We start from the raw sequence: 16,000 nt of genomic DNA, 5'->3' as shown, positions 1-16,000 counted from the left end.
AAGTGGTCAGGAGGCCGCCCGGCCGACGATCCGGGCCACCTGCGCGGCGTGCGTGAAGACCAGCCCGTGCCCGGCGTCGACCCAGGACGTGGCGATGTGCGGCCGCCGCCGGACCAGCCGTTCGACCCCGGCCCGCCAGTTCCGGTCGAACCGCGCCGCCCGCTCGTCGCCGCCGCCCGCCATCGAGGTCGACATGATCATGGTGATCGGCCGGTCGATGCTCTCGTACCGGGACAGGATGCCGGACCGGACCTCGTCGATCTCGACGTTCAGGTCGAGGATCTGCTCGGCGGTGAGCAGCACCTGGCGCGGGGTGCCGTGCTCGGCCCGCTGCCGGGCGGCCAGCTCCGTCCACATCGCGCGGAACTCCGGCAGGGCGTCCTCGGTGAGGAACGGCTCGGGCACCGGGTTCGCGCCGTCGATCAGGACGAGCCCGGCGACGCTCCCGGGATGGGCGGCGGCGTGGTGCACGGCCAGGTCCGCCCCCAGCGAGTAGCCCACGAGCACGGGGGCCTGGTCGAGGCCGAGCCGTCCCACCCGCGCCATCACGGCGTCCAGGTCACCGAGGAACGCCTCGAAGGAGTACCGGTCGGCGGCCGAGGTGAGGCCGTGGCCCCGCAGGTCGAAGGTCACCACCTCGTGGTCGCGCCGCAGCAGCTCGATCAGCTCGCGCAGGCCGTCCTGGGTGGAGTTCAGTCCGGGGCACAACACCAGCGGGCGTCCCCGTCCGCCGCGGGACAGCGGGATCGTGACGCCGTCGTGGTGGACCGTCAGGTCGCCGGACGGGGTGCGGTTCGTACGGGTTGTCGTGGTCATGCCGTCATGCTGGGACATTGACCCTGCGTCAGGGTCAAGCGGTCGCGCCACCTGCCCCTTCGGCTAGCTTGGGCGTCATGGAGCGGATCGGCGGCGGGGCGGCGGGCCCGCATCCCGTCCACGCGAGCCCTTGACCGTCGGGCAGGACGCGGACCCGCCTGCCGGCGAGGGCGGGCGGCGGCTGTGGGTGGCGGGGCCGGCGGGCGTGCTCCTGGTGCTGACCGTCGGCGACGTGCTCGTCTTCGGCGGGGCGCACACCGGTGACCAGGTGGTCTTCCGCGACGGGCTTCCGCCTCGCTCGGGCGTCTGGCACGCCTTCTGGCGGGTGCTGGTGACGGGCGGCCAGTACTGGCTGGTCGGCTCGGCGGCCGCGCTGGCCACGGCCTGGCTCGCGTGGCGGGCGCGCAGCCTGCCCGTGCTGCTGGCCGGCGGGTCGTGGCTGGTGGGCAGCGAGCTGGTGATCCGCGCCCTGCAACTGTGCTTCGGCCGCACGGCACCACTGCGCGAGGTGGACCTGCTGTTCGCCGGGGCGGTGTCGTTCCCCTCCGGTCACGCGGCCAACGCCGCGGCGTGCCTGACGTTCGTCGCAGGCGTGTTGTCGGCGCCGTCATGGCTGCGGACGGCCGCCCACGCCTGGGCGGTGCTGGTCGCGATCGCCGTGGTGACCTTGGGCTATCACTGGCCCTCCGACGCGATCGCAGGCTGGGCGCTGGGGATCGTGCTGGGCCAGGTGGGGCGGCACCTCGTCCGGCGTTCGGGCCGCCCCGGGCCGCGGGGCGTGCTCAGCTCGTCCGCAGGCCGTTTCTGGCGAGCCAGGTCAGGCAGGCGTCGGCGACCTCGCGCCAGCCGTGGTCGATGGTCAGCGAGTGGCCGCGATCGGGGAACTCCTGGAAGTCGGTGATCGCGGTGGAGTCCCGGTACTGCTTGAGTGTCGCCTTGGTGACGGTCTCCGGGACGGTGTGGTCCCTGCCGCCGGCGATCAGGAGCAGCGGCCCCCGGACGTTGTTGCCGGTGTCGACCTTGGCGGGCGAGTGGGGGGAGAAGTTGGCGGCGGCGGCCTCGAACAGCGGCTTGCCCGGCGCGGGGATGGTCCAGCGTTCGTACAGCTCGGCGGCCTCCTGCGGCGGGACGGCGTTGCCGAACGCGTAGGTGAACTGGTCGAGGGTGAGGGAGACGGCCCGGTGCTTGTTGGCCGGGTTCCGGAACACCGGCAGCGTCGAGCGCAGCGCCGACAGCGGCAGCGGCAGCACGCCCTTGATCTGCGCGGCGTCGATCGCGATCGCGGCCCTGGCCAGGTCCTGCCCGAGCAGCTTCTCGGCGATCATGCCGCCGAAGGAGTGGCCGATGAGGATCGGCTTGACGTCCAGGGCGTTGATGATCTCCGTGTAGTGGGCGACGACGTCGTCGATGCCGTGGTCGGCGATGCTGTCGGGGTCCTTCCTGGACAGTTCGACGCTGTCGCCGTCGCCCGGCCAGCCGGGGGCCGTGGCGTCGTACCCGGCGGCCGTGAACAGCTCGATCCAGGAGGACCAGGAGGTGGCGTGCAGCCACAGACCGTGGATGAAGATGACGGGGATGGTCGATGCGCTCATCGGTTGCTCCTCTGTGCCGGACGGGTGTGCCCGACCGCGTGGGGCGCGGTCGCGGCGGTGCGGATGTGACCGGCCACGGCTGCCGGTCGTGACAGCGCGATCGCGTGCGACGCCTCGACCTCGACGGTGTCGGCCCCGGCGCGCCGGGCCATGAAACGTTGTGCGTCGGGATGGATCGCCTGGTCGGCGGTGGCCACGACGTACCAGGACGGCAGGGTCTTCCAGCTCGCGTCCGGAGAGCTCTCCTCGAACGCCACGGCCGCGATCGGGCGTTGCGCGGCGGCCGCCACCGAGGTGAGGCGCTCGGGCAGGTCGGCGGCGAACACGACAGGGAACCGGTCCTCCCTGAGGTACAGCTCCACGGCCTCCGCCCGGTCGGGCGTGCGGAGGACGGCCGGCCGCAGCGCCGGGCCCAGCAGGCTGTCGGGGAAACGGCCCGTGACGTCCAGCACGCTCTCCCCCTCCTCCAGGGCGAAGGCGGCCACGTAGACCAGCCCGACGACGTTGTCCAGCTCGGCCGCGGCCACGGTGATGACCACACCGCCGTAGGAGTGCCCCACCAGCAGGACCGGACCGTCGATGGCGGCCACGACGCCGGCCAGGTAGGCGGCGTCGGTGGCCGCTCCACGCAGCGGGTTGGCCACCGCGGTGACGGGGATGCCGGACTCCTGGAGCTCGGCGATCACGCCCGCCCAGCTCGACGCGTCCGTGAAGGCGCCGTGGACCAGGACGACGGTCGGTGTGCTGCCGTTCTTGAACGATGTGCCTGTGGTCATGGCCTCACCGTAGGAAGCCCTCCGCGGGCCCGGCGAGCGTCACATGACTGCGTCACCCAGCGTCACTCAGCGTCACCCGGCGTCAACCGCAGCGCGGCGGTGAGGTCAGAGGGACGCGCGCAGGGCCGAGTTCAGCGCCGACCGCGAGGTGACGCCCAGTTTGGGGAAGATCCGGTAGAGGTGGGAGCTGACGGTCCGGCGGGACAGATACAGCTTCTCGCCGATCTCCCGGTTCGTCAGACCGTCGGCCGCCATCTGGGCGATCTGGAGCTCCTGCGCGGTCAGAACGTCGCGCGGCTCACTGGTGCGGGTGCGGCTGCTCTCGCCGGAGGCCCGCAGCTCCTGACGTGCCCGCTCGCTCCAGGGGATCACCCCCAAGGCGTCGAACGTCTCGCGGGCCATGCGCAGGGGCGCCCGCGACTCGGCCGTCCGCCGCTGGCGCCGCAGCCACTCCCCGTACGCCAGCTGCACCCGGGCCCGGACGAAGGGCCATCGTCGCAGGTCGGCGGCGAGCGCGGCGTCGAAGTAGGGTTCCGCCGCCGCCTCGTCGGCCAGGACGGCCCGGGCGTAGCGCAGGTCGGCGTGCAAGGACGACGACGGCGTGGTGAGCGCGACCGCCGCCAGTTCCTCGACGATGCCCGCCACCGCGTGACCTTGACCGCTGTGCACCGCGGCGTCCGCGAGCTCGGCCAGGGAGAAGCAGCGCAGCGCCAGGTGGAAGGCCGGGTCGGCGGGGTCGTGCATCCGTCGCAGGTGGTCGAAGGCGTCGCCGTACCGTCCCTCGCCCAGCGCGGCCAGGCCGCGCGCGAGCTGCACCGTGGCCAGCACCGGACGGGCTCCGACGGGCAGCGCCACCTGCTCGGCCGCCACCGCGAGGCTCTCCACGCGATCCTGCTCGCCGCGCAGCGCGGCGAGCATCGCGCCCGACGCCTGGGCGATGGCGTGCATCAGCGGCTGGGACGTCTCGTACGCCAGGCGGGCCGCCTCCTCGGCGGCGGGGATGGCCACGCTCAGGTCGGCCAGCCGGGCCGCGCTCCACGCCTGCGCCCCGAGGTCCCGTGCCAGGAGGCTGAGCCGGCCCTGCGAGCGCAGGACGGGCAGCGACGCGGCGCAGAACTCCTCCGACAGGTCGAACGCCCCCACCATCAACGCCGAACTGCCGAGCAGCCGAGCAGCCGGGCCGCCGGCCGGGTGGGCGGCCAGGTGGCGAAGCCGCTCGATGACGACCTCGCCGCGCTCGACGGGGGCCGCGAACGCCAGGACCGTCAGCAACCGCCCGTCCAGTTCGTCGACGGGCAGGCTCTCGGCCACGGTGACGACGCGTTGCCGCGACCGCTCGTCGGCATGGGCCCAGAAGCACCGCAAGGACGCGCTGGACAGGAGTTTCAGCGCGAGATCGACGTCTCCCTGGGCCGCCATGCTCTCGGCGAGGTCGGCCAGCGAATGGGCGGCCGCACTGTCGTCACGGATGCCGTCCTCGAAGGTCTCGCGGATCCACGTGATGCGGGCCCGCTGCCGGGCCGACAGCCGCAGCGACTCGCCTTCGCCGAGCAGGCGCGTGACGACGTCGCGGCGTCCCATCTCGGCCGCGTACTCGGCGGCCCGCACCAGGCGTTCGCACCGGTGGGCGGGGTCCTCGCTGAGCCTGACCGCGTGCTCCAGCGCCGCGACGGCCGACAGCAGGTCGCCCCGGCGCCGCACGCTCGCGGCCGCGGTCTCCAGCTCGGCGGCGATGCTCTCGTCCGGCCTGGGGGTGGAGGCCGCCCGGTGCCAGAGGCGACGGTCCGGCCGGTCGTGCAGGACGTCGGCCAGGGCGGCGTGCGCGGCGCGCCTCTGGGAGATGCTCGCGCCCTGGTAGATCGCCGAGCGCATGAGCGGGTGCCGGAACGACAGTCCGGCCTCGTGCACGTCCACCAGCCGTACAGCCACGGCGGGAGCCAGGTCGTCGGCCGTGACCGGCGCGCCGGTGATCAGCGCGGTGGCGTCGAGGATCTCCGGGAGTGCGGTGCTGTCGTTGAGCGCGGCCACCAGCAGCATGGTCCGCAGGACCGGCGGCAGTCCCGACATGCGGGCGGTGAAGGTCTGTTCCAGCCGGGTGGTCAGCGGGAGCCAGCCCGGCGGCAGGGGGCCCTTCCCGTCCTGCGTCTCCGCGGCGATCGGCAGCTCGACCAGGGCCAGCGGGTTTCCCGCCGCCTCGCGCAGCAATCGGGTGCGCACGGTCGGCGTCAGGGCGGGGCTGTGGGCGTCCAGCAGGGCGGTCGCGGCGGTGTCGTCGAGCCGGTCGAGGAGCAGTTCCGGCAGCCCTGCCCCGTCGAGGGAACTCGGGAAGCCGTCGCGGATCGCGGCCAGCAGCACGATGGGTTCGGAGTCCAGCCGGCGCGCGACGAACGCGAGCACGTCTGCGCTGGCGCGGTCCAGCCAGTGGGCGTCCTCGACGAGGAGCAGGACGGGCGAGCGCGCGGCGGCCTCGCCCAGGAGGTTCAGCGCCGCCAGGGCGATGAGGAACGGGTCCGGCACCCGGGCGTCCGTCAGCCCGAACGCCGCTCCCAGCGCGTCTCGCTGCGGGGCGGGCAGTTGCCCGATCTCGGTGCGCAGCGGAAGCAGCACCTGGTGGAGGCCGGCGAAGGGCATGTGCGTCTCCGACTCCACCCCCGCCGTCCGCAGGATCCGCATGCCCCGCGCGGCGGCGACCTTCGCGGTGTCCAGCAGCAGGGCGGACTTCCCGATCCCCGCCTCGCCGCGCACCAGCATCGCCCCGCCACCCTGGCGGACGCCGTCCACGAACTCGCCGAGCCGCCGCTGTTCGCACTCTCGCCCGAAAAGTGCCCTTACTGGCTGATTTACTGGCATATGCAGCCATGATCGCTTGCGCCAGGGCTCCCGTCCATCGAACCCGCCGTCACTGCGGCCGGCGGATCGCACCATCACGGTGACGGCGTCCGCCGGGGTGGCGTCCCAGCGGTCGGAGGTCGCGCCTTCTTCGGGAACGCGGGTCATGAGGGGTTCCGGCCTTTCACTGATGGGTTCAGTTCCTACGCCGTCAGGCCGTGGCCTCGCGGATGAGGTCGGCGACGACGACGGGCTGGGAGACGTGCACGGCGTGGCCGCCGATGACCTCGACGACCTTCGCCCCGGCGCGCCCGGCCATCCAGCGCTGAGCCGGCGGCGGGATCATCCGGTCCTCGGTCGCGACGAGGTACCAGCTGGGCCTGTGCCGCCAGGCCGGTTCGCCGACCGGCCCGTCCAGGGCGTCCACGCCCCACGGGACCTGGGAGTCGGCCATGAAGGCGGCCACCTGGCCGGGCAGGTCGGCGGCGAAGGAGGCGGCGAACCTGTCACGGTCGAGGAAGAGCAGGCCCTCCCGCGGCGGGAGGAGGGGCGGCGCCGGAGCGCCCGGAGGCGACGCGGCGATGAGGGCGCCGACCGATTCCCCCTCGTCGGCGACGAACGCGGCGACGTAGACCAGCGACGTGACGTTGGGGTGGGCGCCGGCCTCGCCGATGACGACCCCGCCGTAGGAGTGGCCGGCCAGGACGGCCGGGCCGTCGAGGGAGTCCAGGACCCGGCGGGTCAGCGCGGCGTCGTCCGCCGGCGACAGCGCCGGATGCTGCACGACGTGGACACGGAAGCCGTCCCTGGTCAGCTCGTCATAGACGCCCTGCCAGCCGGATCCGCCCACGAAACCGCCGTGCACGAGCACGACGTTCCTGATGGCGGTCATGGTCGCTCCTGAGCCGGACGGACAGGCCCGGCGCCTGTCCTGGTGCCCTCCATCCAAGTCGCGCGCTCGTCGTCCGGCCACGCAGAACAGGACGCAGAAGTGGTGCGGACCTCTCAGCCCGCGGCGTTCGCGAGGTCACGGCAGCGGCCGGCCGCCTCGGCGTCGCCGACGGCCTCGTACACCTCGGCCGCCCGCGCGTAGGCACGGCGGCCCTCCTCGGTCCGGCCCTCCTCGGCCAGCAGGGCCGCCAGCGTCTCCAGGGAGCGGGCCTGCGGGACGGGCAAGTGCGCCTGTTCCATGAGCCCGACCGCCTCGGTGAGCTCGATGATCGCCTCGGCCCGGCGGCCGAGCAGCCCCAGACATTCGCCGACGCGGGCCAGCGCGATCGGCCGGATGACCGCCGCGACGCTCGGCGTCACCCCCGAGCGGTCGTCGTTCAGCAGGGCCAGCAGGCCGAGGTACTGCTCCAGCGCCTCGGTGTGCTGCCCGGCGTCGCGCAGGCAGGTGCCGATGGCGCCGAGAGAGTGGCAGTACCGATCCATGTCGCCGTTGGACCTGTGGATCTCCGACGCCCGGGTCTCCGACGCGATGGCCTCATCGAGCCGGCCGAGCCGCCTGAGCGCGCCCCCGGCATGGTGGTGGGCCAGGGCGATCTGGATCGAGGCGCCGCTGCGGGTCGCCCGGTCCATCGCCTGGGCCGTGTAGCGCAGTGCGGCCTCCGGGTCGTCCCGCGGCAGGAGGTGCACCCAGGCCAGCATGTTCAACTGCCTGGCCTGCCGGGCCGGGTCGTCCAGGGCGGCGGCGGCCTCGGCGCCGAGGGTGAACACCTCGTACCAGTGCGGCGCGTGCATCCACCGGTCGGAGAACCAGTCCATCGACTCGGCGCAGTCGAGGACGTCGGCGAAGCGGCCGATGCCCGCACCGTGGCGTAACGCGCTCAGCCAGTTGTCCACGTTCACGCGCAGCCAGTGGTCGGCCGCCTCCGGGGAGGACAGCTCGGCGGCGTCGGGGCCGGCCGGGCCGGGCACGCCGTACCCGGGCTCGAACCACCGCCCGGCGGTCGTGGCGGTCCGCAGCAGCCACGACGTCAGCGTCACGGTGAGCGCGTCGCTCTCGGCCGCGGCCTCCTCCTGCTGCAGCCGGTCGCGGGCGAACAGCCGGACCAGGTCGTGGAAGCGGTAGCGCCCGGACGTGTGGTCCTGCAGCAGGCCGAGGTCGACCAGCTCGTCGAGGGCGTTCCATGCCTCCTCGACGGACGTGCCGCCCACCACGGCGGCCAGGGCGGCGTCGAAGTCGTGGCCCGGCACCAGGGCCAGCCGCCGGAAGAGCCGTCGCGTGGCGGCGGCCAGCTGCTCGTAGGACAGCCCGAACGCGGTGGCGATCTTGAGGTCGCCGGCGCTGAGCTGGTCCAGGCGGCGTTCCTCGTTCGCCAGCCGGGCGGCGAGGTCGGCGGCGTTCCAGCCGCGCCGGCTGACCAGCCGGTTCCCGGCGATCCGCAGCGCGAGCGGCAGACCACCGCACAGCTGCGCGAGGCGCCCGACGGCCGATCCGTCGTCGGCGGCGCCGCGGTCCTTGAGTATCCCGGTCAGCAGCTCGGTGGCCTCCTGCGGGGGCAGGGGCCCGAGGGCGAGCCTGCGCACCCCTTCCAGACCGGCCAGCAGGCGGCGGCTGGTCACCAGGGCCCTTCCCGCGCCGCCGCCCGGCAGCAGCGGCCGGACCTGCTCCTCGGAGGCGGCGTTGTCGAGCACGATCAGCACGCGCCGGTCGCGCAGCAGGGACCGGTACATGGACGCCCGCCCGGTGACGTCGGCCGGGATCTGCTGGTCGGCGACGCCGAGGGCGCGAAGCAGCAGGCCCAGGGCCTCCTCGACGGGCAGGGGCTGCGGGGACATGCCGAACAGGTCGAGGAAGAACACCCCGTCGGGGAAGTCGGGCCGCAGGGTGTGGGCGGCGCGGATGGTCAAGGTGGTCTTGCCCAGCCCGGCGGAGCCTGTGATGAGCCCGACGCCCGCGGCGCCCGGCGCGTCCCCGGCGCGCAGGAGCTCGCTGGTCCAGGCCAGTCCCGCGACGCGGCCGGTGAAGTCGTCGACGGAGCGCGGCAGCTCGCACAGCCCGGTCGGGCGGGCCCAGTGATCGCGCAGGCGGCCCTCCCGCGCCAGCTCGACCAGGTGCCTGCGGTCGGCGTCGCCGAGGCCGAGGGCGTCGGCCAGGGCGGTGACGGTCCGGTGCTGGGGGCCCTTGCTGCGTCCGCGTTCCATGTCGGACAGCGTCCGGTCGCTGACCCCTGAGGCCGCGGCGAGTTGCTCCAGTGTCAGACGTGCCGCGTGCCGGTGGCGGCGCAGCACCTCCGCGAAGCCGGGTGTGGTGATCGAGTGCTCCTTCGCCGCGTCCGGTGGAGATCACCCAAAGCTTACGGCGAGCTCGGCGGCCACCTCGGGCCCGCCTCCCGGTGCCGCGGCCACGTCGCGCTGGGTGACGCAGTCAGGTGACGCTCGCCCGGCGGCCGGGCCGGTTCCTACGGTTTGCGCCATGACCACAGCACTGCCCAAGCCCCCGGCGAACCGCCTGCGACGCCCCGGCGTCGTCGTCCCGATCGCGGTGATCGGCCTGCTCGCCTCCCTCGCGCCCGCCGCCTCCGCCCAGGCCGCGCGGGCGCCCGTCACGGCCGTCGTCTCCGGGACGCCGTCGGAGACCGGCCGGGAGCCGCGCCTCCCCGCGGGTTTCCAGGAGAAGAAGGTCCGCGTCGGCGACGTCGCGATCAACTACGTGCGCGGCGGACGCGGCCCGACACTGGTGCTGCTGCACGGCTACCCGCAGACCTGGTACACCTGGCGCGAGGTCCTGCCCGAACTCGCCGAGCACTACACGGTCATCGCGCCGGACCTGCGCGGCGCGGGCAGGAGCGACGCACCCGCCGGAGGCTACGACAAGAAGACCCTCGCCGCCGACGTGCACGGGCTGCTGACCGAGCTCGGCCTCAACCGGAAGATCAGGCTCGTCGGGCACGACATCGGCACGATGGTCGCCTACGCCTACGCCGCCGCCCACCCCCGCGACGTCACCAGGCTGGTCCTCAGCGAGGCGCCCATCCCCGACAAGAGCCTGTTCACCTTCCCCTCCCTGACCGCCAAGGGGCCGGGTTTCTGGAACTTCGGCTACTTCAGCCTCACCAACGGCCTGCCCGAGCGCATGGTGAAGGGCAGGGAGGAGCAGTGGGTGGAGAGCTTCGCCGACTCCCTCGAGGTGAAGAAGAACGGCGTCGGCGACGAACAGGTCCGCGAGTACGCCCGCTACCTGCGCGACGACGCCCACCTGCGGGCGAGTTTCGACTGGTTCCGCGCCCTCCCCGAGGACGTCGCCGACAACCGCGTGTACGGCGCGAAGAAGCTCACCATGCCCGTGCTCGCCATCGGCGCCCGCGGCAGCCTCGGCGACTTCGTCCCGGCCCAGGTCCGCCGGTACGCCAAGGACGTGACCGGGATCGTCGTCGAGAACTCCGGTCACTGGGTCTTCGAGGAACAGCCCCGGCAGCTCACCCGCACCCTCCTGCGCTTCCTCGCCAAGAGCTGACCCGGCGCCCGGAGCAGGAGCCCCCATGCACAGACCACGTCCGTCCCGCACCGGCGACCCGCGCGACCCCTTCTGGTTCCTCGGCGGCCGGGCCCGCGTCCTGGTGCCGGGCGCGGCGACCGGCGGCGCCCTCAGCGTGATGGAGTTCACCGACCCCGAGGGCCACGCGCCACCCCTGCACGTCCACGAGGCGGAGGACGAGATCTGGATCGTGCTCGACGGCGAGATCACCTTCTTCGTCGGGGACGACCGCCACGACCTGCACGCCGGTGCCGTCGCGCACGGCCCGCGCGGCGTCCCGCACAGTTACCTGGTCCGCTCACCGGACGCCCGCATGGTCGTCGCCTTCGGCCCCGCCGGCATCGAGGACTGGTTCGCCGCCAACGGCTCGCCCGTCTCCGGCATGAACGACGTGCCGGCCGCCTTCGACCTCGACGCCGTCGTCGCCTCGGCCATGGCGTACCGGCTGCGCGTGGCCGGTCCTCCCCCGGTGGCCTAGTACCCGCCCCACCCGACGTTCCCGCCCCACCCGACGACTTCCCCGCTACCAAGGAGCTCCGCAATGTCCCCACACATTCGGCCGGGAATCCGGATCCTGCTGCCGCTGGCGCTGGCCGTCCTGGCCGTCCTGGTCACGGCTTTCTCATCGCCGGCCACCGCGGCGGCCCGGCGTACGGCCAAGCCCACCGTGGTGCTGGTCCACGGCGCGTTCGCGGACGCGTCGAGCTGGACCAAGGTGGTGGCCCGGCTCCAGGGGGCCGGCTACCCGGTGATCGCCCCCGCCAATCCCCTGCGCGACCTGGCGGGCGACTCGGCCTACCTGTCGAGCGTCGTCTCCTCCATCGACGGGCCGGTCGTCCTGGTCGGCCACTCCTACGGCGGGGCGGTCATCTCCAACGCCGCCACCGGCCACCCCAACGTCAAGGCGCTGGTCTTCGTCGCCGCGTTCGCCCCCGAGCAGGCCGAGTCGGCGCTCGACCTGACCGGCCGGTTCCCCGGCAGCCGGTTGCCCACCAGCCTGGTCACCCGCCAGTACCCGCTGCCCGGCGGCGGCACCGGCACCGACGCCTACATCGACGGCGAGGCGTTCCGCGCCGCCTTCGCCGCCGACCTGCCCGCTCGCGACACCGCCCTGATGGCCGCCACCCAGCGCCCGGCCTCCCTGGCCGCGCTCGGCTCCCCGAGCGGGCCGCCCGCCTGGCAGGCCATCCCCTCCTGGTACCTGGTCGCCGGCGCCGACCAGGCCATCCCGCCCGCGGCCCAGCGGTTCATGGCCAAGCGCGCCGGCGCGCACACCAGCGAGGTCAAGGACGCCTCACACGTGATCATGATCTCCCGCCCCGACGCCACCGCCGCCGTCATCACCGCGGCGGCCCGCACCGTCCGCTGATCCCGCGCGAGATCCACCGGGCCGGAGCCGCGGCAGGCGCGGCCCCGGCCCGGCCGCCCGTCCCTCGCACACCCTCCGAACGGAGACGATCCCCATGATCCACACCACCGCCCGCTCCAGCAGGCGAACCTTCCTCGGCCGGGCGACCGCCGCGTCGGCGCTGTCCCTGGCCGCCGGCCTGCTCGGCACCGGCGAAGCGGCGGCCTCCGGAACCCTGCCCGACTACGCACCCATCCCCGAGGCGTCGAAGGGCCCGGCGCTCAACGACAAGGGCTACTTCGTCGGCCAGATCGCCGGCGACCTGTACTGGGTCACCGACTCCTCCTACCAGGCCATGTTCCTGACCACCCGGGAGGGCGTCGTCCTCGTCGACGCGCCGCCCACCATCGGGCACAACCTGCTGCGCGCCGTCGAGGAGGTGACCCGGGCCAACGGCCGCCCCCGGCAGGTGACCCACCTCGTCTACTCCCACTCGCACGCCGACCACATCGGAGCCGCCTCGATCTTCGGCAAGGACGTCGTCCGCATCGCCCACACCGAGACCGCGAAGTTCCTGCGCCGGGACGCGGACCCGAACCGGCCGGCGCCCACGGTCACCTTCGACGACCACCACGTGCTGCGGGTCGGCGGCGAGCGTCTCGAACTGGCCCACCACGGCCCCAACCACTCACCGGACAACATCTTCGTCCACGCCCCCGAGCAGGAGACCCTGATGGTGGTCGACGTGCTCTATCCCGGCTGGGTGCCGTTCAAGAACCTCGCCGTCTCCCAGGACGTCCCAGGCTGGCTGCGGGCCCACGACATCGCCATGAGATATCCGTGGCGCACGCTCGTCGGCGGCCATCTCGGCCGTCTCGGCACCCGCGCCGACGGGCACCTGCAACAGCGGTACCTGGCCGACCTGCGGACCAGCGTCCGGGACACGGTCGCCAGGCTCGACCCGGCGCCGTTCTTCGACAAGTACGGCCAGGCGGGCAACGCGTGGGCGATCTTCGCCGGCTACCTGGACGCGGTCGCCCGGCAGGCCGCCGCCCCGGTCGTCGCCGGCTACCTCGGCAGGCTGGCCGCCGCCGACGTGTTCACCGAGGACAACGCGTACGGCCTGCTGGAGTCCATGCGGATCGACACCGGCCTGCTCGGCCCCTTCGGCATCCACCCCTGACCGGCGGGCCCGGCGTCCGGTGGTTCAGGGCCGTCGGCGGCTGGCCCGCCATTCCGGGGCGAGCACCGACCAGAGCTCGGCATCGTGCCGTTCGCCCCGGTGCAGGTGGCTTTCGCGCAGTACGCCGTCTCTGGTCATCCCGAGCCGCCGGGCCACGGCGATGCTGGCCGTGTTCCCCGCCGCGGCCTGCCATTCCACGCGGTGGATGCCGCGTTCCTCGACGGCCCAGTCGATGATCACGCGGAGGGCCCGGGTCACCAGGCCCTTGCCCGCCGCCGACGGTTCCAACCAGCAGCCCGCCTCGGCGGTGCCGTGCTGGACGTCCATCGCCCGGAACAGCACGCCGCCGGCCAGTTCGCCGTCGACCCAGATGCCGTAGATGCGCCCGATGTCGGCCGCCGCCTTGTCCGCGTACTCCTGGAGCACCGCCCTGGCCGATTCCAGGTCGGTGACGAGGTCGGGCAGGGAGATGAACCGTCCGATGAACTCGCGTCCCCGGTCCACGTGGCTCAGGAACTCCTCGGCCCGCCAGGGCTCCAGCGGACGCAGCTCGGCGCCGTCGTCACCCAGGGAAATCGCGAACATCGCTGCCTTCCGTCCATGCTTCACCCGTTCTGCGAGATCTTCTCACGGGGGTGAGCCGCCCGGACCGGACGAGATCGGCGACCGTCGCCCGCCTGCGTCGCGAGCTCGCCCGCGGCACGATCGAGCCGGCCGTGCTGTCGGTCCTCGGGTTCACCGCCGATACGGCGGGCCAGGCCGCGCGAGTACTACGTCATCACTCCGGAGGGTCGCACCTACCTCGCCATGCTGCGCGCCGAGTGGAGCGCCCTGGTCGACGGGATGCGGCAGCTCCTCGACACCCTTGGTGAGGTGCGGGAACGAGCAACGACCGAGAGATCGTCCTGGCGGCGCGACATCTCGCCGGTGTATCGAAAAACGCATACGCCTCGGCAACAGGCCTCCGTCTTCACTGAAGGCGCGGATCACAGCACGTCGGTGCCGCCGTGCGGTGACCGTCCGCCGCACGGCGAGTCGCGGCGAAGACGATCACGAAGGGGAGAAGGCTTTGACCGATGACGGAATCTGGGACCGGAGGTCGCTGTTCCGGGGCGCCGCCGTGCTGGCCGGCGCCGCCGCGACCGCGCCGCTGCTGGAGAGCGCGGCCATGGCGGCGACCGGCGGCGGCGACGCGGACGCGCTGTTCAAGGCCGGGAAGTTCGAGCAGGCCGGCCGCGCGTACGAGGAGATCCTGAAGAGGGACCCCCAGAACCTGAGCGCGGCTCGCGGGCGTGGCCATGTCGGGCTTCTGTCGAACCGGTTCGCCGAAGCCGAGAAATACCTCAAGACGGCGGTCAGCCTGGCGCCCGGCGACAAGGAGGCCAACGAGCTCCTGGGCGACTGCTACATCCGGCAGGACAAGTTCGCCCTCTCCATCCCCTGCTGGAAGGCGGCCGGTGTGGACGACTACGCCCAGTGGTTCGCGGCGGTCAGCGGCGAGCCGTACCAGATCAAGGGCGACGTCGGCCGGGTCCGGTTCCAGCAGATGGACCCGAGGCCGCTGGTGGAGGCCTCGGTCAACGGCGGACCGGCGAAGAAGTTCACGTTCTACACCGGCGCCCCGAATCTGAGCCTGACCGCGTCGGTGGCCCAGGAGGCCGGGTTGAGCCCCGTGGTCAGCCAGAAGACCGACTTCGAGGGCACCCCCATCTGGGTCTACTACGGGGTGCTGGAGTCCTTCAAACTGGGCGACCTCGAACTGCGCAACGTCCCCGTGGGGTGGTCGTCGACGGAGTCGGGCGGCGACGTCGGCACCGACGGCGACGGCATGATCGGCACGTGGGTCTTCTACCACCTGCTGACCACGTTCGACTACGCCGGCCGGCAGCTGATCCTGCGCCGCCGCACCCCCGAGACGGCCAGGAAGGCGCGCGCCGCCGCGGCACGGGCGGGGGCCTCGCCTCTGCCGCTGTGGCTGGCCCGCGACCACAACCTGCACAGCCTGGGCAGCATCGCCGATTCCGGACAGCGGGTGGTGGGGGTGAACCTGGGCGGGTTCGGCGAGATCGCCGCGGGCATGCCCGGGGACGTGGCCAAGCGCCTGGGGGTGCGCACCGACCAGGACCGCCCGATCGAGACGTTCGCCCACAGCCACCCGACCATCACCTATCCCTGCTACCCGAAGGAGATCAGACTCGGTGACGCCGTCGCCCGGCACGTCTACTGCGAGGCCGACCCGAACATGCCGGTCAACGTGCCCTGGCCCTACGGGACGGGCTTCGACGGGCTGGCCCACTTCGCCCACTGCTTCTTCAAGCCCTACAACGTCACCCTCGACTTCACCGACATGAACCTCTACCTCGTCCGCGGCAAGGCCACCTGATCACCGTGCGGACCGGCGGTCGTACGACGACGTGAAGGGGCCCCGGCCGGATGACCGGCCGGGGCCCGCTACCCCTGAGTCCGACGGTCAGACCGTGATGGTCCAGGAGTCCAGGAAACCGGTGTCACCGAAGTAGACGTCCCGGATGTCGAGCGTCCAGGTGCCGGCCGCCTGCTGGCTGACCGGGACCGTGAAGGTCCTGGTGCCGTACTGCGTGCAGGAGGTGCCGCCGTAGGCGTCGACCAGGTAGTAGGTGCCGCTCGGGCCGCGGAGCCGGATGTTCAGGTCCTCGGCGCAGGTGTGGCTGATCGTGATGGACAGCTTGACCGGGGACGCCGCGGTGCCCGTCGCGTTGGACGTGATCGAGCTCGTGGTCGTGGAGTAGTCCCTGATCTGGTAGTTGGTGTCGTTGGTGAACGTCCGGCCGCCGGGGTTGCCGGTGCCGACCGTGAGGTTGAAGGTCACGTTGTGCGTGGTCGAGCCGGTGCCGGTGACGGTGATCGGGTAGGTGCCCTGCGCGGTGGACGCGCCGACCGACAGCGTCAGCGTCGAGGAGTTGCCGGAGGTCACCGACGCCGGGTTGAAGCTGG

General features: G+C 73.0%; 14 protein-coding genes. 6 read left to right on the top strand and 8 right to left on the bottom strand.

Annotation, left to right across the window (positions count from 1 at the left end):
- Window positions 1-6: 6 nt before the first annotated feature.
- Window positions 7-816, bottom strand: a complete 810-nt coding sequence (locus AB0J97_RS49050; protein ID WP_364103575.1) for an alpha/beta fold hydrolase — start codon at window positions 814-816, stop codon at window positions 7-9.
- A gap of 130 nt (window positions 817-946) precedes the next feature.
- Between AB0J97_RS49050 and AB0J97_RS49045 the strand changes: the two genes are divergently transcribed.
- Window positions 947-1,717, top strand: a complete 771-nt coding sequence (locus AB0J97_RS49045) for a phosphatase PAP2 family protein (RefSeq protein ID WP_364103572.1) — start codon at window positions 947-949, stop codon at window positions 1,715-1,717.
- On the opposite strand, the gene AB0J97_RS49040 is transcribed toward AB0J97_RS49045, so the two are convergent.
- The 5 genes from AB0J97_RS49040 to AB0J97_RS49020 all read right to left on the bottom strand — a co-directional run bounded on the left by AB0J97_RS49040 (window position 1,599) and on the right by AB0J97_RS49020 (window position 9,250).
- A complete protein-coding gene (locus tag AB0J97_RS49040; RefSeq protein ID WP_364103569.1) occupies window positions 1,599-2,408 on the bottom strand; it encodes an alpha/beta hydrolase in 810 nt (269 codons plus the stop codon). The genes AB0J97_RS49045 and AB0J97_RS49040 overlap by 119 nt on opposite strands.
- On the bottom strand, window positions 2,405-3,184 hold the full coding sequence (locus AB0J97_RS49035; RefSeq protein WP_357708597.1) for an alpha/beta hydrolase: 780 nt from the start codon (window positions 3,182-3,184) through the stop codon (window positions 2,405-2,407). Before AB0J97_RS49035 ends, AB0J97_RS49040 begins: the two co-directional genes overlap by 4 nt.
- Window positions 3,185-3,289: 105 nt before the next feature.
- Window positions 3,290-6,034, bottom strand: a complete 2,745-nt coding sequence (locus AB0J97_RS49030; protein ID WP_364103565.1) for an AAA family ATPase — start codon at window positions 6,032-6,034, stop codon at window positions 3,290-3,292.
- Window positions 6,035-6,224: 190 nt separating this feature from the next.
- Window positions 6,225-6,905: an alpha/beta hydrolase gene (locus tag AB0J97_RS49025; protein ID WP_357708602.1), complete on the bottom strand. Its 681-nt coding sequence runs from the start codon at window positions 6,903-6,905 to the stop codon at window positions 6,225-6,227.
- Window positions 6,906-7,018: 113 nt separating this feature from the next.
- Window positions 7,019-9,250: a helix-turn-helix domain-containing protein gene (locus AB0J97_RS49020; protein ID WP_364103561.1), complete on the bottom strand. Its 2,232-nt coding sequence runs from the start codon at window positions 9,248-9,250 to the stop codon at window positions 7,019-7,021.
- A gap of 184 nt (window positions 9,251-9,434) precedes the next feature.
- Here AB0J97_RS49020 and AB0J97_RS49015 point away from each other — a divergent pair, with 184 nt between their 5' ends.
- From AB0J97_RS49015 to AB0J97_RS49000, 4 genes are all read left to right on the top strand, one after another.
- A complete protein-coding gene (locus AB0J97_RS49015) occupies window positions 9,435-10,475 on the top strand; it encodes an alpha/beta hydrolase (protein WP_364103558.1) in 1,041 nt (346 codons plus the stop codon).
- Window positions 10,476-10,500: 25 nt separating this feature from the next.
- Complete coding sequence (locus AB0J97_RS49010) at window positions 10,501-10,974, top strand: cupin domain-containing protein (protein ID WP_357708608.1); 474 nt, start codon at window positions 10,501-10,503, stop codon at window positions 10,972-10,974.
- A gap of 63 nt (window positions 10,975-11,037) precedes the next feature.
- Entirely contained in the window at window positions 11,038-11,865 is an 828-nt protein-coding gene (locus tag AB0J97_RS49005) for an alpha/beta hydrolase (protein ID WP_364103549.1), read from the top strand.
- Window positions 11,866-11,959: 94 nt separating this feature from the next.
- Complete coding sequence (locus AB0J97_RS49000) at window positions 11,960-13,027, top strand: MBL fold metallo-hydrolase (protein ID WP_364103546.1); 1,068 nt, start codon at window positions 11,960-11,962, stop codon at window positions 13,025-13,027.
- A 24-nt stretch (window positions 13,028-13,051) separates the two neighbouring features.
- Here AB0J97_RS49000 and AB0J97_RS48995 read toward each other — a convergent pair whose 3' ends face one another.
- The gene (locus AB0J97_RS48995) at window positions 13,052-13,612 is read right to left on the bottom strand and encodes a GNAT family protein (RefSeq protein WP_364103543.1); all 561 of its coding nucleotides are present in this window, start codon (window positions 13,610-13,612) and stop codon (window positions 13,052-13,054) included.
- Between the two features lie 484 nt (window positions 13,613-14,096).
- On the opposite strand from AB0J97_RS48995, the gene AB0J97_RS48990 reads away from it, so the two are divergent.
- The gene (locus tag AB0J97_RS48990) at window positions 14,097-15,410 is read left to right on the top strand and encodes a tetratricopeptide repeat protein (RefSeq protein WP_364103540.1); all 1,314 of its coding nucleotides are present in this window, start codon (window positions 14,097-14,099) and stop codon (window positions 15,408-15,410) included.
- A gap of 87 nt (window positions 15,411-15,497) precedes the next feature.
- On the opposite strand, the gene AB0J97_RS48985 is transcribed toward AB0J97_RS48990, so the two are convergent.
- On the bottom strand, window positions 15,498-16,000 hold a 503-nt coding region (locus tag AB0J97_RS48985; protein ID WP_364103538.1), incomplete at its 5' end, for a proprotein convertase P-domain-containing protein.

The organism is Nonomuraea sp. NPDC049607, from assembly GCF_040675375.1.
In the GTDB taxonomy this organism is placed as follows: Bacteria; Actinomycetota; Actinomycetes; order Streptosporangiales; family Streptosporangiaceae; genus Nonomuraea.
The sequence above is the reverse complement of the archived record's forward strand: the minus strand, read 5'-3'. Positions and strand labels throughout refer to the sequence as shown.

Coding starts and splice junctions, on each gene's coding strand:
- AB0J97_RS49025 (WP_357708602.1), bottom strand. CDS start 6,905: ATGACCGCCATCAGGAACGTCGTGCTCGTGCACGGCGGTTTCGTGGGC.
- AB0J97_RS49030 (WP_364103565.1), bottom strand. CDS start 6,034: ATGCCAGTAAATCAGCCAGTAAGGGCACTTTTCGGGCGAGAGTGCGAA.
- AB0J97_RS49040 (WP_364103569.1), bottom strand. CDS start 2,408: ATGAGCGCATCGACCATCCCCGTCATCTTCATCCACGGTCTGTGGCTG.
- AB0J97_RS49005 (WP_364103549.1), top strand. CDS start 11,038: ATGTCCCCACACATTCGGCCGGGAATCCGGATCCTGCTGCCGCTGGCG.
- AB0J97_RS48995 (WP_364103543.1), bottom strand. CDS start 13,612: ATGTTCGCGATTTCCCTGGGTGACGACGGCGCCGAGCTGCGTCCGCTG.
- AB0J97_RS49035 (WP_357708597.1), bottom strand. CDS start 3,184: ATGACCACAGGCACATCGTTCAAGAACGGCAGCACACCGACCGTCGTC.
- AB0J97_RS49000 (WP_364103546.1), top strand. CDS start 11,960: ATGATCCACACCACCGCCCGCTCCAGCAGGCGAACCTTCCTCGGCCGG.
- AB0J97_RS49010 (WP_357708608.1), top strand. CDS start 10,501: ATGCACAGACCACGTCCGTCCCGCACCGGCGACCCGCGCGACCCCTTC.
- AB0J97_RS49015 (WP_364103558.1), top strand. CDS start 9,435: ATGACCACAGCACTGCCCAAGCCCCCGGCGAACCGCCTGCGACGCCCC.
- AB0J97_RS49050 (WP_364103575.1), bottom strand. CDS start 816: ATGACCACGACAACCCGTACGAACCGCACCCCGTCCGGCGACCTGACG.